Source organism: Marinitoga sp. 1154 (assembly GCF_013363285.1).
Lineage (GTDB): Bacteria > Thermotogota > Thermotogae > Petrotogales > Petrotogaceae > Marinitoga.
This window is the reverse complement of sequence record NZ_LBFB01000009.1, coordinates 67,905-93,124: the sequence shown is the minus strand read 5'-3', so window position 1 is coordinate 93,124 and position 25,220 is coordinate 67,905. Positions and strand designations below refer to the sequence as shown.

Here is a 25,220-nt window from a genome sequence, read left to right as displayed (position 1 = left end):
GTTTCATATGATAATCTAACCAATGGTTGCGCTGCCAAATGAAAAATAATTTCTGGCTTATATTCTTCAAAAACTTGTTTCAATTTATTATAATCTCTTATATCCCCACGTATATCTATTATTTTTTCTGAAATATTTGATAACACAAAGTTATCTCTTTGAGTATAAGGATCTAATGCATATCCTATTACTTTTGCTCCCATTTTTAATAACCACAATGAAAGCCATGAGCCTTTAAATCCCGTGTGTCCTGTTATTAATATTTTTTTGTTTTTATAGAATTGATTTATTTTAAACATATTTACCTCCTAAAATGGACTATTAAATTCTATTAATTCAGGAAACTGATCATCCCTCTCAGATACTATGGGATGTTCTACATTCCAGTTATATCCAAAACTATTCCATTTTATTCCAAAATCATGCTCTTTTGAGTATATTGAAGTTGTTAAATAATTTACTATTGTATTATCTTCTAGAGATAAAAAACCATGAGCAAATCCTTTTGATATATATATCGCTATATTTTTTTCTGAATATAATTTAATTTCAAAAAATTTTCCAAAATTATTACTATTTTTTCTTATATCAACAACAACATCTATAATACTACCATTAGATACAAATACAAGTTTTTCATGTTCATATGGTGGAATTTGGAAATGCATCCCTCTAATTACATTTTTTTGTGAAATGGAATAAAAAAATTCTTTAAATTCAGAATTTAAACCAGATTTTTTAAATATATTATAGTTAAATACTTTGTTAAATACCCCTCGAAAATCTTTAAAAAAATTTGTTTTTATTAAATATATTCCTTCGAATTTAGTTTTAATTATTTCCATAACGATCTCTGCCTTTCAGATAGTTGATTGTTTTATTTATTCCTTCAAATATAGTATATCTTGGAGTCCAATTTAAAATATTTTTAGCCTTACTAATATCTGCTTCAAGATACATGATTTCGTTTTCTCTATATAGCTTTTCAAATTTTACTATTGAATTAGATCTTGTTTGTTTTATTATGTGCTCTACTATCTTTTTAAATTCCATCACATTTCCTGAAGCTATATTAAATATTTCATGCCCTTCAAAATTTTCATATTCTAGTGCTCTCCTATATGCATATGCTATATCTTCTGAAAAGATAAAATCCCATTTTTGCTCACATGGTGTAAGCTCTATTTCTTCATTTTTTAAGGCTTTTGATATTATGTATGGAATAAATTTATTAGGATTATCGTATATACCAAAAGGTGGAAAAAGCCTTAAAGTTATAGCTTTTATTTCAGAATTTTTTACATAATAATTTATCAAATGTTCAGCTAATACTTTTGTTTCAGCATATAAATTCCAAGGGTTTAGTGGTGTACTTTCAGTAATTTTTTCTTTTTTAATTCCATATTCAAAACATGTTCCTGTATTAATTAGCTTTTTTATTTTGTATTTTTTCATTATTTCAAGTATATTGTTCACAGATTTTACATTTGTATCGATCATATCAGAAACTTCAGAGATATTATGTTTGGGTTTATAATAAGTAGCTAGATGTATAATAGTATCAATTTTGTTTTCAGAAACTATTTTTTCAAATATTTCTATATTTCTAATATCTCCTTGATAATGAAGAATCCCCTTTTTATTTTCATTTTTTTTTCTGGAAATTATTATTAAATTATAGTCATTTCTTATTTTTTCAGTTATGTTTTTACCTATAAAACCCGTTCCACCTGTTATAAGTATAGTCTTTTTTATTCCCATATTTTCCATGGTGCATTACCTTCCTGCCATAATTTTTCTAATTCATTTTTATCTCTTAATGTATCCATTGGTTTCCAGAAACCATAATGTTTATACGCATATAGTTCTCTCTCTTCAGCAAGTTTTTCAAGTGGTTCTCTTTCCCATATTGTTGTGTCATCTTTTATATAGTCAAATATTTCCGGTTCTAATACAAAAAAACCTCCATTGATCCATGCTCCATCACCAGCTGGCTTTTCTATAAACTGTTTAATTTCATTTTTTTCATTTAATGTTAGAGCTCCAAATCTTCCTGATGGTTGTACAGCTGTTAATGTGGATAATTTTCCATGTTTCTTGTGAAAATCCACCAATTCTTTTATATTTATATTTCCTACACCGTCACCATATGTAAGCATAAATGTCTCATTTCCTATATACTTTTTTATTTTTTTTATTCTTCCTCCAGTCATAGTGTTTAAACCAGTATCAACTAAAGTAATTTTCCAATTTTCCGCATAAGTATTATGTATTTTTACTCCTCCATCAGATAAATCAATAGTTATATCACTCATATGATAAAAATAATTTAAAAAATATTCTTTTATTATGTATCCTTTATATCCTAAACATATTATAAAATCATTGAATCCATAATATGAGTATAATTTCATTATATGCCATAATATTGGTTTCCCCCCTATTTCTACCATCGGTTTTGGTATTTTTGTTGTTTCCTCACTTAATCTTGTTCCAAATCCTCCTGCTAATAAAACAATTTTCATGAAAATCCCTCCATTAAATTACTTTTGTTGTAGTTTTAAAAAAGTTTCTTCATCAATAAATAAATTATTTTTATTAAAAATATTCTCATATGTAATTAGAATAAAAAGTTTTAAGAAATCATAAATATTTTTTAATGAAAAATTCTTTAATAATATTCTATATAAAGAACCCTTTAAAAAAATTTTATATAATTTAATTCTTTCAAAATATGAAAAATTATAAATTTTAAGAGTTACATATTTCATTCCACCAAACAACCAAAGAATATTTTTTGTATAATCTTTACTAGCATTATTAGCATGTTTTCTATAACCATAAAATTTAGGTTCTGTAATTTCTATATATTCATTATATTTATTGAGTATACTTTCCCCTATAAAATAATCTACAAAATGCCCTGTTTTTCCTAAATTTTTTTCTATTTCAAAGTAGGTCTTAGAATTAAAAACTTCTTTCCAATCATATAACGGAGCAGTAATTCTACCTGGATTTAAAAAATCTATAAGATTTAGATTCATATTATTATTTTTTCTTGTATTTACATTTTTTATCTGAATTTTATAATTTGAATTTATGACAATCTTTTCAATTCCTTCGCCAATTTTAGTAATTCCATTAACAATAGGTAATTTTTTTGAATTATTTATGTAAATAATTTTATTTAATATTTCTAACGATTTATCAGCTAAGATATCATCTGACATCATAATCCGAAAGTATTCTCCTTCTGCATATTCTACACATTTTTTCCAATTTGGTATCATACCTATATTTTTAGTATTTCTATATAATTTTATCCTCGGATCTTTTATTGTTTTTAAATATTCCCATGTTCCGTCAAAACTATTATTGTCTACAATTATCAACTCAAAATTCTTATATGTCTGGGATAAAACACTTTCCACACAATTTTGTATCGTATCAATCCTATTATATACAGGTAATCCTATAGAATACTTAATATTTCCCACTTTATATACACTCCTCTTGACTTATTACCGTAAACTAATAACATATTTTTACTCACAATATAAAAATTTTTTTGAAAATTCTTATTCCTTAAAATATTTATAAACCATAGGATCAAGCCGCTTGACTTAATACCGGTGACTTAAATATTTATATGTATTGCATATTCCCTCATTTAATTCAACCTTATGTTTCCAACCTAATTCATGTAATTTTGAAACATCAAGTAATTTTCTTGGTGTTCCATCTGGTTTTGTTGTATCATGTATTATTTTTCCTGTGTATACTATTATTTCTTTTATTAACTTTGCTAATTCTTTTATTGTTATATCTTTTCCTGTTCCTATGTTTACAAAATAATCTGAAGATATTTTTTTCATTTCTTCTGCTTCTATGTTTTTCATTAAATATACACATGCATCTGCCATGTCTTCTACATATAGAAACTCTCTATATACGTTTCCACTTCCCCATAATGTTATGCTTTCGTTTGTTATTCCTAAGTCTTTTAATATTTCTTTTATCGATTTTTTATCGTTTAATTTTATCTTTTTATCTAGTCCAAATCCTAATGGATATTTTTTTATGTTTTCTTTTATTTTTTCATAATTTTCTTCTTCTAATAATTTTCCAAGGTAAAATTTCCTTATTAATGCTGGTAATACATGTGCTGTTTCTAAGTTGAAGTTGTCATTTGGTCCATATAGGTTTGTTGGCATTACGCTTATGAAATTTGTTCCATATTGTTCATTGAAGTATCTCACCATTTTTATTGCTGATATTTTTGCTATTGCATATGGTTCGTTTGTTGGTTCTAATTCTCCTGTTAGTAAGTATTCTTCTTTCATTGGTTGTTTTGCGTATTTTGGATATATACATGATGATCCAAGATTCAGTAATTTTTTTACTCCATATCTATACGATGCTTCTATTACGTTTGCTGCTATCATTATATTTTGGTATATAAAATCTGCTTTGTATGTATCGTTTGCAAGTATTCCTCCTACTTTTGCTGCTGCTAAGAATACGTATTCTGGCTTTTCTTTTTCAAAGAATTCTCTTGTTGCTTTTTGATCTGTTAGGTCTAGTTCTTTGTGTGTTCTTGTTATTATATTTGTGTATCCTAATTCTTTTAGTTTCCTAACTATTGCAGATCCTACTAATCCTCTATGACCTGCTACATATATTTTTGCTGTTTTTTCCAATTTAGCCATCCCCTTTTTTTACTCTTTTATCCATTCATTTCTATGTTTTTCTTTTATTGCTAATCCTAGGTCATATTCTGTCATTTTTTGTATTAATTCTTCAAATGTTGCTTCTGGTTTCCACCCAAGTTTTTCTTTTGCTTTTGATGGGTCACCAAGTAATACTTCTACTTCTGTTGGCCTGAAATATTTTGGATCTACTGCTATTAGTGTCTGCCCTTCTTTTAGATGATCTGTATTTATTTCAAAATCCTTTAAGTCTGGATGTTTTGATTTTATTTTTTCTATTATTTCTTTTGTTTTATTTTTATCTATTTTTGTTATTATTCCTTTTTCTTCTATTCCTTTTCCTTTCCATTCTATTTCTATTCCAAGGTTTTTAAATGTTTTTTCGCAGAATTCCCTTACTTCATGTGTTTCACCTGTTGCTAATACATAGTCATCTGGTTTTTCTTGTTGTAGTATCATCCACATTCCTTTTATATAATCTTTTGCATATCCCCAATCTCTTTTTGCACTTAGATTTCCAAGATGTAATTTTTTTTGATTTCCAACAAATATTCTTGTTGCTGCTCTTGTTATTTTTCTTGTTACGAATGTTTCTCCTCTTCTTTCCGATTCGTGGTTGAATAATATACCATTACATGCAAACATGTTATATGCTTCTCTGTAATTTACTGTTATCCAATATGCATATAATTTTGCTGCTGCATATGGACTTCTTGGATAAAAAGGAGTTTTTTCATTTTGTGGTATTTCTTGTACTTTTCCAAATAACTCACTTGTTGATGCTTGATAGAATTTTATCTTTTTTTCTAATCCAAGTAAATGTATTGCTTCTAATATTCTTAACGTTCCAAGTGCATCTGAATTTGCTGTGTATTCTGGTAATTCAAAGCTTACCTTTACATGACTTTGTGCTGCTAAATTATATATTTCATCTGGTTGTATTTTTTGTATTAGTCTTATTATATTTGTTGAGTCTGTTAAATCATTATAATGGAGAAATAATTTCACATCTTTTTCATGTGGATCTTTATATAAATGGTCTATTCTTTTTGTGTTGAAACTACTTGCTCTTCTTATAAATCCGTGGACTATATATCCTTTTTCTAATAAATATTCTGCTAAATAACTACCGTCTTGTCCTGTTATTCCGGTTATTATTGCGGTTTTCATTCAACTATTCATTCCTTTCTTTTAATTAAATTTAAAACTTAATCAAAATTATATACATGTAAGAAATTACTTTTGTCTTTATTTATTTAAATATAAACTACCAATATTCTTTACATATTATGAAAATATTTATTTTAGTAACCTCTTCATCTTATAATAAAATTTTTCCCCAAATAACTTTTTAAATACATTTTTTATAGAATAGTCTAGTTTTTTTATAACTAAATTTTTTGTAGCAGAAATTGTATTAAAATATTTTTTTTGTATTAGATAAACTTCCTTCATATTTTTATTTAAATTTCTATAAGAAGCTCCACCAGCCTTAAAAACAGTTAAAGTCTCATTTAAATAAAAAAACTTTAAATTATTAACCTTAAATCTTAATATTAATTCATAATCGCCAGCAATTTCAAAATGTTCATCAAAAAAACCATATCTTTCGTAAACTTCTTTTTTCACAAAAGTTGCAGGATGATTAATTGACATTTTTCTATAAAGAAACTTTTCGGAAGATTTTCTTATAAATATTTCTTCTACACTATCATATATAACTTGAACATCTCCATGAACAATATCCGCTTTAGTATTTTCAAATGCTTCAACGACTCTTTCAATTGTATTTGGAAAGTAGTAATCATCACTATTTATAATGCCAATTATAAGTCCTTTGGCTAATTTAATTCCTTTATTCATAGCATCATAAATTCCTTTGTCCTTCTCACTAATCCATTTATATTTTATTTTTTTTTCTCCAAATTTGTTTTCATATGACCTTATAATATCAACAGTCGAATCCGTAGAACTCCCATCAATTATTATATATTCTATCTTCTTATAAGTTTGATTTAAAACAGATTCAATCGTTTTTGAAATTGTCTTTTCACTATTATAAGATACAGTAATTATACTTACTAAAACATTTTTTTCCATATTTATAACCTCCAATCACTGTGCCCCCCATCTTCCAATATTTTACCAATTAAGTACGTTTTTATTAATATTTCTTAAAATTACTAACGTATTTGATATTACCATTTTTTTATTCATAATTTGTAATTTTTATTAACCATTATAACCATAACAACGTAAAGACCTCCAGCAAGGATTGGAAAAAAATATGAGTCAGATTAAATTCTACTTTTATTGGTAATTTTTTGATTGTTATTAAGTATAGAACTTATGGTGTTTCTTTATCTTATTTGCTTAATCGTTATAAGATTAAACGTATCTCTTTTTATTTTAAATCAAGATTGTTTTTTGTTGTTAATCGTTATAGCAGAAAAAATAAATTTTTTAGAGGTTATTCTTTAAATGTTAAAGGTGAAAAGTTTTATGATGACCATATTAAAAAAACACTTGTTGATTTGTTATCAATTAACGATCCTAATATGCTCCGCAGGTTTTAGGATTTTTTATTTTAATTCTTAATACTTTTTTCTTGATTAAAAATCAAGAAAAGCTTTTATTGAATCATTTCATCCATCTATCTAAAGAGAGTTTGTTGAATACATTTCTTTTAACGATATCTATGATGTTTATAATTATTACATATCCTATATTTATTTTTATAATCATTTTTGTCTCACAAAATATATATTTTGATTTTTATAACAATTCTTATTTTTATTCATACTTTAAATTAGCAATATAATTTGTTTATAAATAATATCTTTTTATTATCCTATTTTTTTTCGTTTCTCGAAGAAAAACTGCAAAAGGTCTTTAAAGTATCTTACTCCTGATTTCGTTTTTTATCTTTTTAATGATAATTTTAATGATTTTATTTCGTCTTATGATTTTTCTGATTTTTTCGTTTCTGTGAAAAAATGAGATTTCCTTATTTTTTGTCTAATTTTCGGGGGCAATCTGACTCAATCTTGTTTTTTTTCCATATATAGCTATAATAATTACCAATGAAGGAGATACAATAGTACTTAGATTTCCTCCTCCCCACAACATTATTAACAAAAAGAAAGCTAAAACCAAACGTTTTTTATCTATTTTAATTCCATTTGGAAAAAATATACCAATATATAAAATTACTCCTATAATTCCAAAGTTAGATAAAAGAGTAGCTAAAAAACTTGTGGATGTTGTTGAACCAAAGCCTATACCGAACATCGGATACGAAGAAAAGATTCTCAAATTTTCTATAATTGAATTTCTTCTAGCTAACTCTGAAAAACTTACCGTGGATCTTCCTTTTAAAAAACCTATAATTTTGTTTATATTACTTTTAATATAATTCGAGTTAAAAAAGTTATAAGTATATAATGTCATAAAAAATAAAACGAATAAAATTATTATCCATATTATAAAAATAAATCCATATTTTGATTTTAAATTATTCAAATAAGATACGAGAAAATACAAAAAAACAATTACAGATACAATAAAACCAGTTGTACTTGTAGAAAAAAATGTTAAAACAGAGTAATTTATTAATAATATTTTTTTAATATAACTTTCTTTTGTACTAAAAAATATATATGTCGCCACTAAAAATGCATAAAAAGCATAATGACTTGGTTCTGCATATACCCCTTGAATTCCTAATAACCCAAATCTTCCTAGGTAGTTAGTAGCTTGAGAAGTTGATCTTAATCCAAAAATCCAAAAAAGAATTTGTACAAAAATAGGCTTTTTGAAAATATATTTTGTGATAAGATCTACTACAGCAATTATAACATGAAAAAAGAATGCTGATTTCAAAAGAATAGTATTCATCCGTTTCATAAAACTTAAATTAAAATACCTATCATAAAATATAATTAAAAATAATAAAAAAAACACTAACTTTATTATGCTTTTTAGATGTGAAACTTCAATAGCCCATGGTTTTAAAGCTTTATAACCTAAAAAAAAGGCTGTATCAATCCCTATTTCTGGTGAATATATTAAAGGTGGATTTTTTTTCATAACAAAATATATAAATACCCCAAACGTTAAAGTTAGAAGTGCTATACACATTAAAATTTGTTTTTTGTTTATCATTATTTTATTAGTTAAAAATGATACAATTACAGTTAATGCCATAAGGAAATCATAATACATTATTTCAAATCCAAAAATACGAATGAAATAACCCATTTCTATAAAAAGTGAAGCTGTTATTGTTAATATAATTAAATCATCTAAAATATTTTGAGATCTAAAAAAAATTATAAATATTATTAATGTTAATACTATACTAAAAATATTAACCGACACTTTATCCCACCTCTTCATAAGAATGTTCTCAATTAACCCCCTGATACTCGTTTTTCTTATTTTTTTGAAAATAATATGTATTTGTCAAGTGAACGGTGGACGTGATTACAATTGAAAAATGGCTCTTTCCAAAGATACTTGAATTAACTGTGACTATGCTTAAATTAGTTTAGTTCTGTTCAATCAACAGAATTTTATTTTTTAATGTTTCAAATTTACATCTTCCATACATCATTCTTTTTATTAATTTTATTTTGTTTATTTTTCCCTCTGCTAAGCCATTACTATATTCATTTTATTGCGTTTTCTACTGCTACTATGTCTCGTTTTATTCCATGTATGAAACTCTGTATCCCTTGAATAGCACTATTTTCATATTTTTTTATCCAGTTATGTAATTTTTCTGTGTTTTTGGAAAATAGCACTTTTTTGAATTCTTTTACTGCTTCATATATTTCTTTTAGATATTCATATTTGTCAGTTATTTTGTCTATTATTTCTTCTGTTAATTCTTTTATTTTGTTTATTGGTTTATATAGATGTTGAATTATTGTTTTTCGTTTTATTGTTTGTATGTTTTCTCTTTCTATGTAATTATTTTTTTGTTCTGGTCGTATTTTTCTTGTATGAATGCTTACCAGTCCATAACTACCTTTGTATCCTTCTTTTTTTAATTCGCTATATATTTGCATTTGATTATAGCCTTTTTGTATTAGGTTTTTTATTGTTGGTATGTATTCATCTATTATACTTGATTTTTTTATTCCTTTTGATCCATGTTTCCATGGTGTTTCTAATTGTATTCACCCCTTACAAGATTTGGACAAAAAATAAGAAAGTGATATCATAAAATTGAAAAAAAGAAAGGGGTTTTTTTTAATGAGAAAACGAACTAATTATGAACCTGAATTTAAGTTTGGCTTTTTCAGCAAAGCTGAAAAGATTTATGTTTTTTTATTATAAAATCACTTAATCCTATTAACTGCTGTAAGCAGTTAAAGAATATCTTTCTGATGATTCATTAACTCTAATATATTTTGCTTCGCAAAATATAAATAGGTAAAAATTCTAATTATATAAAATCTTTTTTATCTTCGATAAAAGATGGGTTAAAAAATATAAAGATTCTAATTATGACGATAATGTGTTTCATTCAAAAAAAGGTCGTCCTAGTTCTATGATTTCTGATATTTCTAAATCATGCTGCGCAAGCTGAATGATTTTTTATTTTATAAATTTTTTATATATGTTATATATATTAATTTTTTCTACTTATTTTTGCGAAGCAAAATGCTTTGGTATTATTAAGTCTAATTCAAATAATACTAATGATTTTGTTGCTTTAGAGAAAAAACTTAAATATTATGAACAATCGTTATGATTGTCTTCTTCTTGAAAAAGAACTTCTTATTAAAATGCAAGAGGATGAAATTAATTTTTTGAAAAAAAACGACAACAACAAAGAAAGTAACTTTTATTGGAGATTTACTGTTTATTAATAAATATACTAACTTTGGTGTTTCTTTAAATTATATGCTTAATCGTTATAAGATTAAACGTAGCACTTTCTATTTTAAATCAAGATTGTTTTTTACTGTTAATCGTTATAGTAGAAAAAATAAATATTTTAAAGGTTATTCTTTGAATACTAAAGGTGAAAAGGTTTATGATGAGTATATTAAAAAACTACTTGTTGATTTGTTATCGATTGATGATCCTGACATGCTCCGCAGGTTTTAGGATTTTTTATTTATTATTGCTTTTCTTTTTTACTTTTCTTGATTGAAAATCAAGAAAAGCTTTTATTGAATCATTTCATTCTTCTGTCCAATGAGAATTTGTCGAATATATTTCTTTTAACGATATCGATGATGTTTATAATTATTATATTTCCTATATTTATTTTTATGATCATTTTTGCTTCGCAAAAAATAATTTTGATTTTTATAATATTAATGTTATTCATATTTTAAAATAACTATATAGTTTGTTTATAAGTAATATCTATTTATTATACTATTTTATTTTTTCGCTTTTCGAAGAAAAGCTGCAAAAGGTCTTTAAAGTACCTTACTCATGATTTCGTTTTTTATCTTTTTAATGATAATTTTAATGATTTTATTTCGTCTTATGATTTTTCTGATTTTTTCGTTTCTGTGAAAAAATGAGTTTTTCTTATTTTTTGTCTAATTTTCGGGGGTCAAGCCGCATGGTTCATTTATATTTAGTATTTTTTCAAAAAATCTTGGTAATTCATTTATCATTTTGGTCCTCCTCCTTTTTTTCTTCCACTCCTATAATATTATATTTTTTCTTTTTTTACCCACTGCTTTTGGAAGAAAACCAATAATTTATTAAAATTTTTAAATTTTATCTCTTGATTTTTTAGAGAATACAGGCTATTTTATCAATTATTTAAAACTGCTTTTATAAAATTGTTCATATAAATTTATATAATTTTTAGTCATTTTTCTAATATCATATTTATAAGCTTTAAATAAACACTTTTTTGATATTTCATTATATTTATCTCTATTCATTATTAGTTCATTTATTTTAGAAGCTAATTCTGAACTATTACCTTTTGAAAATAATAAACCTGCATTCTTCACAATTTCATTTAATCCTGGTACATCGCTAGCAATTACAGGCAATCCTGCTGACATACCCTCAACTGCAGCTAATCCAAACCCTTCCCAATTCGAAGACAAAACAACAACGTCAACTGTTTTGAGTATCCTTGGAATATCATTTCTAAAACCTAAAAAATGTACTCTTTTATTAACTCCAATTTCACTAGCAAGCTTAATGTTTTTCGATTTTAATTTACCTTCACCAACCAATATTAAATGTACATTTTCAGGAAGCTCTTTCAAAGACTTTATCACCGTGGGATGATCCTTTTGCTCACTAAAACGACTTACCATGCATATTAATTTAATATCTTCTGTGAATTTTTTATTTATTTCTCTCTTTAGATATGGTTTTGCTTTAATAAATTTTTCTACATTTATTCCATTTTCAATAATAATAAATTTATTTAAATGTTTTTCATTAGGATTTAACCATAAAATGAGATTTTCTTGTGCTTTTTGACTAATTGATATTATTTTATCATAGTTAAAATGAATCTTTCGCTCTAAAAATCTTAAATATTTTTTTTCCCTTCTCTTATTATGAGTACTATGTTCTGTCATTATAAATTTTGGTTTATTTTTAAAAATAAGTTTTGAAGCTAAGGATACCCAATATATTGTTGGAAAAAGATGCGCATGAACAATATCATATTTGTTTTTTATAATAAAATCTTTTATATAAAAAATATTATATGGTGAATACAATTTTCTTTTTGGAACAATTTCTATTTTTATTCCTTTTTCTTTTAATTTTTTATCAAAAACATTGTTTTTATCTGTTAATAAAAGAAGATCAACTTCAACTCCTTTAATATTATTCATAATAGGTAACATTTCTGAAATTAAATTTTCTGCTCCTCCGGAACCTAAATTATTAATAACATGAAGCACTTTCAATATTATCTTCTCCTTTTTCAATCTATCAACATTTTATTAATTTTTCGATACCTTTTAAACCATCTAAAAATTCAAACAAAAATATTATTATAATTTATAACCCCTTTAAAAATCAACTTTAAAACCTATTTTCATACCACTTCTGAAAAACATACAATGCCCATAGTTCATTTTTTCTATTTCTTTTTGCACTCATATGTTCATCTATTATTTCTTTTATATATTCATAATTAAAAATTCCTTGATTAATAATCCGTTTTTTATCCAATAAAATATTTAATTCTTTATTCAATGGACCTCTAAACCAATAATCAATTGGTACCCCAAATCCTTTTTTCGATAATTTTAATAATTTTTCTGGTATTATATCTTTAAACGTATCTTTAAAAATTATTTTTTGATTTTTTCTATTTATCTTGTAATCGCTTGGTATTTTCATAGCTATTTCAACTATATCTTTTGCTAAAATTGGTGGTCTTAATTCTAAAGAAGTTAGCATGCTCATTCTATCTGTTTTTACTAACATATCTCCTTCTAATACTATTTTTAAATCTGTGAACAATGTTTGAAATATTTCATCATCTATATTACTAAATTTATTATAAATATCTTTAATAAATTTTAGATTATTTTCTTCCGTATTCTTCAATAAATATTTTAATTCTGATTCTTTAAAACCTAAGCTCATTAATTCTTTTCTCATTTCAAATATATCTTTCTCGGAATTATCGATAACTTTTCTAATTTTTCTTGTTATGGCACTTTTATCTGGAATTTTATAAATTATTTTTTCTATAATACTTTTTCTTAAACTCTTCGGAATTTTTTTATATAAATTACTATAATAACCAATTAGATATTTACTATATCCTGCAAATAATTCATCTCCACCATCGCCCGTTAACGCAACTTTTACATATTTTCTAGCATATTTTGAAACCATATATGTAGGTATAGCTGAAGAATCAGCAAAAGGCTCATCAAACTCATTAATTATATTATCAATAATACTTAGTGCATCATTATAATCTAAATAATATATATGGTGATTTGTTTTATAATACTCTGCAACTATTTTTGCTCTATTTCATCATATTCTTTAATTTTAAATCCTATCGTGAAGGTATTAATTGGTTTAGTTGATATTTTCGACATTATTCCAACTATCGTTGTGGAATCTATTCCTCCACTTAAAAAAGCTCCCAATGGCACATCACTAATCATTCTTTTTTCAACAGATTCGAATAATTTTTCTCTCAATATTTTTTTCGCTAATTCATAATCTTGAATTAAATTATCTCTTTCAATCTTAATATCCCAATATTGTTTCATATCCATATTTCCATCAAAATCAATTGTTATATAGGTTGCCGGATTTAATTTATATACATTTTTAAATATTGTATAAGGTGATGGTATATAAGTTAAAGTTAAATATTGTTGTAATGCTTACATACTTATTTCTTTTTTTATTAATCCTGTGGATATTAAACTTTTTAATTCAGAACCAAATATTATAAAATCATCATTTTTGAAATAATATAATGGTTTTTCTCCTATCCTGTCTCTTGCTATAAAAAGTTTTTTGTTCTTTATATCATATATTGCAAATGAAAACATACCATCAAAATAATTTACACAATCAACACCAAATTCTTCATAAGAATGAATAATAACCTCTGTATCTGAATGTGTTTTAAAAATATGGCCTTTTGATATTAATAAATCTCTTAGTTCTAAAAAATTATAGATTTCGCCATTAAAAACTATTACGAGAGTTTTATCTTCATTATATATTGGTTGACTTCCTTCACTTAAATCTATTATCGATAATCTTCTCATTCCTAATCCAATATTATTATTTACATAAATCCCTTCTTCATCAGGACCCCTATGAATTATTTTATCGTTCATAGTTTTAATTACATTTTTAATTTGTTCTTTTTCTAATTTTGCTTTATTTCCAAATTGAAAAAATCCATTTATTCCACACATAAAACCATCCTTTTTTAGAAAAATTAAAACCTTTTCTCTTCAATCCCTCCCATATAAATCTCTCGTATAAACTTTTTCTTTTACATCTTCTAATTCTTTTGATATTCTGTTTGCTACTATTATATCTGATATTTTTTTAAATTCGTTTATATCTCTTATTACTCTTGAATTAAAGAATTTTTCTTCTTTTAATGCTGGCTCATATACTACTACTTCTATTCCTTTTGCTTTTATTCTTTTCATTACTCCTTGTATTGCTGATTGCCTGAAATTGTCTGAATTTGTTTTCATTGTTAATCTGTATATTCCTACTATTTTTGGCTTTTTCTTTATTATCATTTCTGCTATGTGATCTTTTCTTGTTGAGTTTGCTTTTACTATTGCTTCTATTAAGTTAGATGGCACATCTTTATAATTTGCTAATAATTGTTTTGTATCTTTTGGTAAACAATATCCTCCATATCCAAATGATGGATTATTATAATGATTGCCTATTCTTGGATCTAAACATACTCCTTCTATTATTTGTTTTGTGTTTAATCCTCTTATTTCTGCATATGTATCTAATTCATTGAAGAATGCTACTCTCATTGCAAGATATGTATTTGCAAATAGTTTTATTGCTTCTGCTTCTGTTGAATCTGTAAATAATACTGGTATATCTTTTTTTATTGCTCCTTCTAATAATAATTCTGCAAACTTTTCTGCTCTTTTTGATTTTTCCCCTACTATTATTCTTGATGGATATAAGTTATCATATAATGCTTTTCCTTCTCTTAAGAATTCTGGTGAAAATATTATATTATTTGTATTATATTTTTCTTTTACATGTTTTGTATATCCAACTGGTACTGTTGATTTTATTATCATTATTGCTTCTGGATTTATTTCTAATACTTTTTCTATTACACTTTCTATTGATTTTGTATTGAAATAATTTGTTTCTGGATCATAATCTGTTGGTGTTGCTATTATTATATATTCTGCTTCTTCATATGCTTCATTTGGATTTGTTGTTGCTTTTAAATTTAATTCTTTTGTTTTTAAATATTCTTCAATTTCTTTATCTACTATTGGGGATATTTTATTATTTACTATATCAACTTTTTCTTGTACTATATCTAATGCTACTACTTCATTGTGTTGTGCTAATAATACTGCTAATGATAATCCTACATATCCCATCCCTGCTACCGCTATTTTCATTTATTTGGAACCTCCTGATTTTGTACTTGTTTTCGTTTACATTTTTATTATTTTGTTTATTTATATATTTTATTCATTCGAGTTATTTTAATTTATAGTACTCCACATACCAATCTGTAAATTTTTGTAGCCCTTCTTCTATTGTTGTTGTTGGTTTGAATCCTGTTATTTTATTTAATTTTTCCGTTGATGCATATGTTGCCGGAACATCCCCTGGTTTTATCGGTTCAAATATTTTTTTGAATTCAACCTTTTTTCCCAATGAATTGCTTAAACACTTTTCAAGAGTTTCTATAAATGTCATTAATTTTATTGGTTTGTTATTTCCTATATTAAAAACTTGATGAGGAACTTTTTCGTCTGATGGTTTATCTATAAGTTTTTCTATACCTGCTACAATATCATCTATATATGTAAAATCTCTATATAAATCATTTTTAAAATCACCATTATTAAAAATTCTTATTGGTTCTCCTTTAAAATACTTATTGGTAAAGCTAAAATATGCCATATCCGGCCTCCCAAATGGCCCATATACTGTAAAAAATCTTAATCCAGTTGTAGGTATTTTGTATAAGTGGCTATATGTATAAGCCATGAGTTCATTTGATTTTTTTGTTGCAGCATATAATGATACAGGATTATCTACAAAATCTGTTTCTTCAAAAGGTACTTTTTTATTTGCTCCATATACAGAACTCGATGAGGCATATATTAAATGTTCTACTGGATAACATCTACATGCCTCAAGGATATTAAAGAATCCTATTATATTGCTTATAATATAAGCATCTGGATTTTCTATGGAATATCTTACTCCAGCTTGAGCTGCTAAATTTACTACAATTTCTGGTTTATAGTTTTCAAAAATTTGAATTATTTTTTCTTTATTTGATATATCTTCTTTAATAAATACAAAATTTTCATATTTTTGTAAATTTTTTAATCTTGTATATTTTAAATTTACATCATAATAGTCATTAATATTATCTATACCTATAACATTATATCCTTTATCTAAAAGTTTTTTAGATAAAAAATATCCAATAAATCCTGCTGCACCTGTTATTAAAATTGTTTTCATAGTTCACCTCAATGTTTGTAAATTACTTTATGTAATATAATTACTTAACTCTTCTGTATAAATTTTTTTTAACTTTTCAATAATTTTATCTTCATCAAATTCTTTTTCTGCATATTTTTTTGCATTTTGAGAAAACTCTTTCCATTTTTTTTCATTTGTTAGCAATTCATACATTCGTTTTGCGAATTCTTTGGGATTATCTAATTCCACCAAATACCCCGTTTTCCCATGCTGCACAACTTCATTTGTTCCTATTACATTTGTTGCTACCATAGGTACTCCCAATACACTTGATTCCATCAAAGCACGAGGTTTCCCCTCTTTAAATGACGCTAATACTGAAAGTTTTGACTTACTCAAAATTTCATAAACCTCTTTTTTATTTAAAACACCAGTAAATACAATATTTTCTTCTAATTTATTATTTTTTATAACCGTCTCAAACTTTTTAGAATTACCCTCACCTATAAAATAGACTTTAAAATCAAAAAAGCGTAGATTATTTTTAAGATAACCTAATGCTTCAATCAAATACCCATGATTCTTGATTGGTTCCAGCCTCGCAATACAAACTATTAAAGTTTCTTTTCTTTCATCATCTTTTCGAAATTTTTTTATCTCATTTATCTCTATACCGTTACCTATTAATTCTAATTTTACTTTTTTATCCTTTTTCCAACAATTGGTAATTTCATATTCATATTTATTTTGAAACAATAAATAATCAGTATAGCGCATCAAATATTTTTCAATATTTTCAAAAATAAACTTTTTAATACCATTGTATTTTGTAAAATGATACCCATGAACTTGATGTATAACCTTCATCTTAGATCTAAGCTCATTGTCTAATCTTGAAACAGCTAAACGAGCTAATGCTCCTCCTTTTGAACTATGAGAATGAACTATATTTGGTTGAATCTCTTTTATTATATTCCTTAAAATTTTTATTTCAGAAAAAATTTGCATATTTATTTTCCTAGTAAAATCAACCTCAATTATAGGAATTTGTTCTTTTTTCATTATTTCATTATAATTGCCTTTAGGAGTAATGATATAGTTTATAAACCTTCCATCTTCATTTATTTTTTTTACTCTATTTCTTAATAACCTATAAGCACCTTGACTAGTCCCTGCAACATCTATAATTTTTATTTTATTATTAGTCACTTCGCTCCCCTCTTCCAAAAAACAGCTTCTATTGTTTGTAATATTATCCTTAAATCAAAAAGTGTGGTTCTATTTTTTACATAATAAAGATCATAACTTAACTTTATTTTTGTATCTTCTTGGTTTGATGCATATTTAAACATTATTTGAGCCCATCCTGTTAGTCCAGGTTTTACCTTATGTCTTGCATAATAGAAAGGTATCTGTTTATTAAATTCATTTACGAACGGTATTTGTTCTGGTCTTGGTCCAACTATGGACATTTCACCTTTTAAAATATTTAAAAATTGTAATGTTTCATCTATTCTAACTGGTCTTATTAATTTCCCTACTTTTAATATCCTATCTTTTTCTTGGTCTGCAAACTTTGGATTTGAATTATTATTATTTTTCATGCTTCTAAATTTATGCATTATAAATGGATTTTCATTTTTCCCTACACGTTTTTGTTTGAAAATTATAGGTTTTCCATCTTCAAAATAAATCAAGATAGATGTTATTAACATAAATGGTGAAAATAGAACTAAAGCTGTTGTCGATCCAATCACATCCAAAATTCTTTTACCTGGCGATTCATATTCCTGTTCAAAAATAATAGAATAATATTCTTTGAATTTTTCTATTACTTCAAGTGGTATTCTTTTTAAATATTTTTCTGCTATGTTTGGAAGATATTCTATTTCTATACCAGATGTCTTATATTCTTCTAATTTATCTTTTACTCTTTCTTCTAATTTTGGATCTGTTATAATTATTGCATCATATTTTGCAGGATAATTCTTATATGTGAATCTTATTATTTTATTTATTCTGGTTTCTTCTTTTTTTGAAAATCCATTGTTTACTAATTCTTCCAATTTTATTGGTGATGGATTTATATAGTCTATAAACTGTAATTTATTTAATGCTTTTTCTTGAATTTCTTTTAATATATGCCCTATTTCTTCTTTTTTCCCAATAACTAAATATCTTTTTGGTTTTGCATGTTTTTCAAATAAAATATATTCAATTTTATGGAAAAAAGGAATGAATATTATAGAAAGAACGAGATTGTTTATAAATGTATTTCTGTTTATATTGTTTTCTAAAAAGAAAGGATAAAAGAAAAGCAATATTACAGAACCAAGCAAAAAACCTGCGAATAATCTTATTATCGATTCATTCAATGATTTCATTGTTTCCAAATCATAAATCCTGAATGCATAAAAACCTAAGAATAAAGCTACTGATATTATTAATGATATATACCAGCTATAATTGAATAATAATATGTTTACAACAAAAATTATAATTAAGTCTAAAATCTTGGGTAATCGATGCATTTTTCCACCTTCGCTTATAATTTCAATATTTTTTTCCCTTTTTCTATTATATTTTCATACTTTTTAAATAATGAAAAATCTATTGGTCCTCTTTTTTTTCCATGATAATCTGTTGCTATAAAATCTATTAAGTCATTTTTTAAATAATATTTATCTTTTTCCAGATATTCTAAATTCATTTGAAAGTATACATTCATTGTTTTTAATTTTTCTATTAATTTTTCATTATCCTGAAGCCATTGATATCTTTCTACATGTGCAAGGATAATTTCATATCCTTCTAATTGTAAATCAAATATTTTGTCTATTAAATACATAGGATATATTTTTGTTGGCAATTCTATTAATATGAAATAATCTTTTAGTGGAATAAATCCCATATTTTTATTTGGCTGTAGATATAATTCGCTTGCAAGATTTGTTTTTATACCTATTTCTTCACAATATGGTTGCAGTTTTTCGTAGCTTTCTTTTATTTTTTCTATATCTGTTTTTACTGTTGGGTGGTTTATGTGCGGAGTAAAAAATACTGTTTCTATTCCATTTTCTTTGTATTCTTTTAATGTTTCTATAGCTTCTTCTATGGTTTTTAGCCCATCATCTACTGGCAATATGTGATTATGTATATCAAACATGAAATCCCCATCCTTTGTTAATTTTTGTTTTTCTTATTCTTTTTTCTTTTCTTTTTCTGCCCATCTTCATAATAATAATAATAATAATAATAATAATATCCTGAATTCTTTTCATTTATATCATCTATTATTAAACCCAAAAGGGTATTGTCTGAGGTTATAACATTTTCTAAAGCTATTTTTAATGAATGTTTTTGAGTTTTTCCTGCTCTTACTACTAAAATCAAACCATCTGTATGTTTAGAAACTATCAATGAATCTGCCGCTGCCAGAATTGGTGGTAAATCTATTACGATTTTATCGTATTTTTCTTTTAATGTATCCATTAACTCTCCAAATTGTTTAGAGGTTAATAATGCTGTTGGGTTTGGCGGTAATGGCCCAACTGGTATTATATCTAAATTTTCCATATAATTCTGCGTTATTCTTTCTATAGGAACATTCTTTAATATGTGATTTACCACACCAACATTGATCCTTTCTAAACCTAAAGCTTTTTCAACTCTTGGTTTTCTCATATCTATGTCAATAAGCAATGTTTTTAGTCCATTTTGTGCATATGATATGGCAAGATTTGCTGATGTTATTGTCTTTCCTTCGCCAGGTCCTGCACTTGTAATTGATATAACTTTTGGTTCTGGGGTTACTGAATAGTTTATATTTGCTGATGTTAATTTTATTGATTCTGCTACTGGTGAAATTGGTTCATTTAACACTATTAATTCTGGGTTCTCATATTCTTTTTTCATTTCAAATGTTGGTATTCTTCCAAGTATAATTTTACCTTTTGCCATTCTTTTTATTTCTTCTTCATCTTTTATACTTTTATCAGCATATTCTATTATAAATGCAACTAAAATTCCCAGGAATATTCCTAATACTAAACCTATTGCTGCTGTTAATTTTTTATTTGGCTTTATTGGTTGGTTTGGAGTTATTGCAGAATCTATTAATTTTGCTGTCCCTATTACTCCAGCTTCTGCTATTCTTGTTTCTTCTAATTTTTCAAGTAATAATGTATATAAATTTTCTTTTACTTTTATATCTCTTTGTAATTCTAATAATTGTTGTTCTAATAATGGCAATTTTGAAAATTTTTGATTATATGTTTCTTTTAGTTTTGTTAATGCCTGTATTGTTGATTTCAGTATTTCTGTTGTATATTGCGCTTCAATTAACTGCAAATATATATCCTGGTATGCAGGATTAATTGTTTTTACCTGCGATGTTACTATTTTTGCTACTTGTTCTTTTAATAGTTTTTCTGTTTCTGCTATTTTATCTTTTATTTCTTTTACTTTTGGATCTGTTTCTGGATATATATTTGTTAATCCTGCCAATTCTACTTTGTAATTAATCAATTTTGACTTTAATTGATTAATGAACGGGTTTGTTGATATGGTTTCTGATGATATTATTTTTTCATCAACTTTTTTTAGTAAATCATTAAATGCTTTTATTTTTGCATTATTTTCTTCTAATTGAAGATTGTAAGAATTTATTTGTTTGTCATATTCTAAGGTAAACGAAAGAATATTTTTTGCTTCTTCATCGAGTAAAAATACTTTATTTTCTTCTTTGAATTTTCTTATTTTTTCTTCTGCTGCTTTTAAATCATTTTCTACTTTTGGTATTTGTTTTTCTATGAATTCTCGTTTTACCGTATATTCGTTTTTTGATAATGTTTTTAAGAATTCGTTATATACGCTTGCCAATTCATTGGCTATGTTTTTGGCTAATTCTGGATCATCACTTTGAACTGATATTTTTACTATATTTGTGTCTTTTACAGGCGACACGCTTATCATTTCCGACACTGTTTTTATAATATCCAATTTTGTTATTTCTTTTTCACTGTCTTTTGATTTATTTTTGAAATATTCTGTTAAGTTTAGATTGTTAATTACTTTTTCTATGTTTGTTCTGCTTTTTATTAATTCAACCTCTGTTGATATTTCAGGCCTTGAAGAAGATAGTTGTGATGTAAATATATCTGCAACTGACCCTTGTGATTGTGGTTCTATTTTTAATGTAACGCTTGCTTCATATATTGGTGTTGTTAAGAATAAATAAAGTATGGTCAATGCTACTGTTATTACTACTGTTGCAAAAAACCACCAAAAACGTTTTTTAAATATGTGTATTATGTCTTCAAGAGTTAATTCGTCTTCATAGATTTCTGGATCCATTGTATTCCTCCAATCATTATTTGTATGCTAAAAGATTTGTTTGAGGAATTTTTCCTCTATGTATATTTTACTATAATAATTTAAATTGTCAAGTCTATTTAATTTTATTACGATGTCCAATTAGTAAAGTCGCTCAAACCTTGATTGTTAATCCTCAAAAATAGCTCATTCTTGCCGGTCGTATCAGACTCACATCCATGTTCGGCTTCACTCAATTTTGCATCCGTGCAAAATTGACCGGCTTCATTCGCTATTTTTTCGGACAATCTGCGAGTTTTCGCTCGCTTTACTAATTGGACACCATAAATTTTATTATATATTATTTTATTATATATTATATATATATTACGCATAGCTATTTTAACATAAATTGTTTTGTATTTCAAATGTTTTGCGATACCGTTGTTTTTTTTTAAAAACGAATTAATATATCAGGCGATATATTAATTCTTAGTTAAACGCTATTTTGAATAGCCTTATTCTTTCACTACTATTTCCACATATTTTTTATAATATTTTTTGAATTCAAATATTATTCCAGGTTTTGTTTTTAGGGATTAATATTAAATCTGCTCTTCCATATCCCACCTCTCTGCCTCCTGTTATTATTTCTTTTATTAACATGCTTTTATCTATATAGTATGCATTATCTTCTATTACTGTTTTGAAATCACTATCTCCTATTGGTAGTCGTTTTAATTTCATTGTTTACACCCCCAGTGCATATTTACTTTATATTCAAATCTATTAGGATTAGCAATCAAGCTGTCTGAGTGAATTTGACTTTTTAGACTATCTACTTTATAATTATTATATCATAATACAACCTCTAAAAAGCCAAAGTGTTCAAACTTTAAATGAAAAATCGGGCTTTTTATGCCCGATTTGATATTAGTATTTTATATGACCGTATAATTTTATAGTATAAGGAATAATCCATATATAGATCCTATACCATATGATATATGTAATATCCAAAAAGATAATAATGTTGGTATAAATAATTTTAAATTTTTATTTTTTAATGATATTTTTAAGGAAAAATATATTGATAATATTATGTAAAGGGAAAGAATTGTAAAAAATGGAATCCTTGCAATTGGTGAAAAAATAGAGGCTATTGTTCCAATTAATAAAAACAGTACAAAAAATAGAGGTATTATGTGTCTTAATGAAAATGCTTTTTTGGAATAATGTGTTGAAAGGATTATCCATAGCCCGTTTAAAAAGTTATTTTTAAATAAATCTTTAAAATTATCTCTGGCGTAGTAATAAGCTTTTGCTTCTGGTATAAGCATTATTTTCATTCCTGCATTTTTTAATCTTAAATTCATTTCTATATCCTGATTTCTTTTTAATTGTGGGACAAACATTCCAACCTTTTTAAATACTTCTTTTTTATATATTCCATATGCTACTGTATCAACGTATTCTTCTTTTGAATTATTTAATCTGTATTTTGCACCGCCTATTCCAAATGGATGGGATAATACATTTGATATTGCTTTTGCTGTTGATGTGTTATTTCCAGGATTTGTTATTACCAAGCCTCCTGCTATGTCGCATTTGTTTTCTTCTAATCTTTTTATACATGCTGATATGTAATTTTTTGAATATGTTGTATGAGCTCCTGCTATCATAATATAATCTCCACTTGCTTCTTTTATTCCTATATTCAAAGCTACAGGAGTTATTTTTAATTCGTTATCAATTATTTTTATATTATCATATTTTTTTAATATTTCTCTTGTTTTATCTTCGCTCATGCCATCAACAACAATTATTTCTATGTTTTCATAATCATTGGCCAGCAAAGATTCTATACATTTTGATATGTGCTTTTCTTCGTTATATGCTGGAATAACAACAGAAACTTTTCTCATTTTATAATTCCCCCTTATCCCTGAGATAACACAAAATTAATAAACTCTTTTTCTTTTTCTTCATCCCATATAAACTTATTTTTGTGTTTTTTTATATTGTTTAATAATTCATCGTAATTATTATACGCTTCTAATATTTTTCCCACTGATTCATCTACATTTTTCGGATTAATAACTACCCCTATTTTTAATTTTTCAACTTCCTTTGCCATTGAAATAAACGTATTTTTTACTATTACTGGTGTTTCTGCTGCTATGGAGTCATAATATTTGTTTGGTAAGGAAAATAAATCATTCTTATAACTTCTATTTTTTATAGTATTAAATGAAATTAAGGAAAAGGATGATTTTGACAATTCTTTTATCATTTGATCATATGGTAAGAATGTTGTATATTCATGAGGTATGTCTTTGAAATAATCTGATTCCATTCCTATTATTCTGAATGAAAAACCTTTTTGATTTAATTTCTTCAAAATTATTTTTTCTTCATCTAAGTTTCTATTTATTTTTCCTACAAAAGATATTTCTTTTAACTTTTTTTTTGAGTTTATTGATATTTCTGCATAATTTTTTTGAATATAATAGCTTTTGTTTATACTCAACACATTATATATATCTTCTTGTATATCTTTAGATACAAAAATCAATTTATCTGATAACTTTAATTGTTTTTTGAAGATTTTCCATAATATTTTTTCTTTTATTTGTTTTTTTATTCCAGATAAATTATTTAAGAAATTTTCCGGATGGTATTCATGTATATCATATATTATTTTTTTCTTTCTTTTTTTTGCTATTCTAAAAGGTTCAATTGGCATACTCGCAAAAAAATGATGCATGTATAATATATCATAATCATAAGCTTGTATAATTTTTAATATTTTTTTATCTAATTTTCTTCTGTTTTTTAGTTTTATTATAGGACTTGCCTGAATATTTTTTTTATACTTTATTGGTAAATATTTTATATTTTCTTCTATATATTCTTCTTCATCTTTATCTGTCCAGTATTGATATATTACTTTATTCTCTTTTGATAATGCTTTTACTGTTCTATATACCCTTTTATCATATTTCGGGTGCATATATCCTATTATTAGTATTGTCATGT

At 25.3% G+C, this 25,220-nt stretch carries 21 protein-coding genes and 1 pseudogene; all 22 read right to left on the bottom strand.

Features of this window, described 5'->3' with window-relative positions:
• A partial coding sequence (locus tag XO12_RS05985; RefSeq protein WP_175419883.1) for a GDP-mannose 4,6-dehydratase occupies positions 1 to 299 on the bottom strand: 299 nt, incomplete at its 3' end.
• A 9-nt stretch (positions 300 to 308) separates the two neighbouring features.
• A complete protein-coding gene (gene rfbC / locus XO12_RS05980; RefSeq protein WP_175419882.1) occupies positions 309 to 845 on the bottom strand; it encodes a dTDP-4-dehydrorhamnose 3,5-epimerase in 537 nt (178 codons plus the stop codon).
• Positions 832 to 1,770, bottom strand: coding sequence for an NAD(P)-dependent oxidoreductase (locus XO12_RS05975; protein ID WP_175419881.1), 939 nt, complete (start codon positions 1,768 to 1,770; stop codon positions 832 to 834). The genes rfbC and XO12_RS05975 overlap by 14 nt, the downstream gene beginning before the upstream one ends.
• Positions 1,752 to 2,525, bottom strand: coding sequence for a glucose-1-phosphate cytidylyltransferase (rfbF, locus tag XO12_RS05970; protein ID WP_175419880.1), 774 nt, complete (start codon positions 2,523 to 2,525; stop codon positions 1,752 to 1,754). Before rfbF ends, XO12_RS05975 begins: the two co-directional genes overlap by 19 nt.
• An 18-nt stretch (positions 2,526 to 2,543) precedes the next feature.
• On the bottom strand, positions 2,544 to 3,497 hold the full coding sequence (locus XO12_RS05965; protein ID WP_175419879.1) for a glycosyltransferase family 2 protein: 954 nt from the start codon (positions 3,495 to 3,497) through the stop codon (positions 2,544 to 2,546).
• Between the two features lie 126 nt (positions 3,498 to 3,623).
• Complete coding sequence (locus XO12_RS05960; protein WP_175419885.1) at positions 3,624 to 4,700, bottom strand: GDP-L-fucose synthase; 1,077 nt, start codon at positions 4,698 to 4,700, stop codon at positions 3,624 to 3,626.
• A gap of 18 nt (positions 4,701 to 4,718) precedes the next feature.
• Positions 4,719 to 5,879 carry a GDP-mannose 4,6-dehydratase gene (gmd, locus tag XO12_RS05955; protein WP_175419878.1) on the bottom strand — a complete coding sequence of 387 codons (1,161 nt, stop codon included), beginning with the start codon at positions 5,877 to 5,879 and terminating at the stop codon, positions 4,719 to 4,721.
• A 129-nt stretch (positions 5,880 to 6,008) separates the two neighbouring features.
• A complete protein-coding gene (locus XO12_RS05950) occupies positions 6,009 to 6,809 on the bottom strand; it encodes a glycosyltransferase family 2 protein (RefSeq protein WP_175419877.1) in 801 nt (266 codons plus the stop codon).
• 918 nt (positions 6,810 to 7,727) lie between these two features.
• Positions 7,728 to 9,089, bottom strand: a complete 1,362-nt coding sequence (locus tag XO12_RS11630) for an O-antigen ligase family protein (RefSeq protein ID WP_175419876.1) — start codon at positions 9,087 to 9,089, stop codon at positions 7,728 to 7,730.
• Between the two features lie 290 nt (positions 9,090 to 9,379).
• The gene (locus XO12_RS05940; RefSeq protein WP_175419875.1) at positions 9,380 to 9,781 is read right to left on the bottom strand and encodes a transposase; all 402 of its coding nucleotides are present in this window, start codon (positions 9,779 to 9,781) and stop codon (positions 9,380 to 9,382) included.
• 1,719 nt (positions 9,782 to 11,500) lie between these two features.
• Positions 11,501 to 12,616: a glycosyltransferase gene (locus XO12_RS05935; protein WP_368493430.1), complete on the bottom strand. Its 1,116-nt coding sequence runs from the start codon at positions 12,614 to 12,616 to the stop codon at positions 11,501 to 11,503.
• A gap of 124 nt (positions 12,617 to 12,740) precedes the next feature.
• Positions 12,741 to 13,846: pseudogene (locus XO12_RS05930) on the bottom strand (asparagine synthetase B).
• 225 nt (positions 13,847 to 14,071) lie between these two features.
• On the bottom strand, positions 14,072 to 14,617 hold the full coding sequence (locus tag XO12_RS05920) for an asparagine synthetase B (RefSeq protein ID WP_175419872.1): 546 nt from the start codon (positions 14,615 to 14,617) through the stop codon (positions 14,072 to 14,074).
• 39 nt (positions 14,618 to 14,656) lie between these two features.
• Positions 14,657 to 15,823: a nucleotide sugar dehydrogenase gene (locus XO12_RS05915; protein WP_175419871.1), complete on the bottom strand. Its 1,167-nt coding sequence runs from the start codon at positions 15,821 to 15,823 to the stop codon at positions 14,657 to 14,659.
• Positions 15,824 to 15,905: 82 nt separating this feature from the next.
• Positions 15,906 to 16,907, bottom strand: a complete 1,002-nt coding sequence (locus tag XO12_RS05910; RefSeq protein WP_175419870.1) for a GDP-mannose 4,6-dehydratase — start codon at positions 16,905 to 16,907, stop codon at positions 15,906 to 15,908.
• A gap of 27 nt (positions 16,908 to 16,934) precedes the next feature.
• On the bottom strand, positions 16,935 to 18,077 hold the full coding sequence (locus tag XO12_RS05905; RefSeq protein WP_175419869.1) for a glycosyltransferase: 1,143 nt from the start codon (positions 18,075 to 18,077) through the stop codon (positions 16,935 to 16,937).
• Complete coding sequence (locus tag XO12_RS05900; protein WP_175419868.1) at positions 18,074 to 19,399, bottom strand: sugar transferase; 1,326 nt, start codon at positions 19,397 to 19,399, stop codon at positions 18,074 to 18,076. Before XO12_RS05900 ends, XO12_RS05905 begins: the two co-directional genes overlap by 4 nt.
• Positions 19,400 to 19,413: 14 nt before the next feature.
• On the bottom strand, positions 19,414 to 20,034 hold the full coding sequence (locus XO12_RS05895; RefSeq protein ID WP_175419867.1) for a CpsB/CapC family capsule biosynthesis tyrosine phosphatase: 621 nt from the start codon (positions 20,032 to 20,034) through the stop codon (positions 19,414 to 19,416).
• Positions 20,035 to 20,051: 17 nt separating this feature from the next.
• Positions 20,052 to 22,223, bottom strand: coding sequence for a polysaccharide biosynthesis tyrosine autokinase (locus XO12_RS05890; RefSeq protein ID WP_175419866.1), 2,172 nt, complete (start codon positions 22,221 to 22,223; stop codon positions 20,052 to 20,054).
• A 525-nt stretch (positions 22,224 to 22,748) separates the two neighbouring features.
• The gene (locus XO12_RS05885) at positions 22,749 to 22,928 is read right to left on the bottom strand and encodes a hypothetical protein (RefSeq protein WP_175419865.1); all 180 of its coding nucleotides are present in this window, start codon (positions 22,926 to 22,928) and stop codon (positions 22,749 to 22,751) included.
• A gap of 212 nt (positions 22,929 to 23,140) precedes the next feature.
• Positions 23,141 to 24,106: a glycosyltransferase family 2 protein gene (locus XO12_RS05880; protein WP_175419864.1), complete on the bottom strand. Its 966-nt coding sequence runs from the start codon at positions 24,104 to 24,106 to the stop codon at positions 23,141 to 23,143.
• Between the two features lie 14 nt (positions 24,107 to 24,120).
• Positions 24,121 to 25,218 carry a glycosyltransferase gene (locus tag XO12_RS05875; RefSeq protein ID WP_175419863.1) on the bottom strand — a complete coding sequence of 366 codons (1,098 nt, stop codon included), beginning with the start codon at positions 25,216 to 25,218 and terminating at the stop codon, positions 24,121 to 24,123.
• Positions 25,219 to 25,220: the final 2 nt, after the last annotated feature.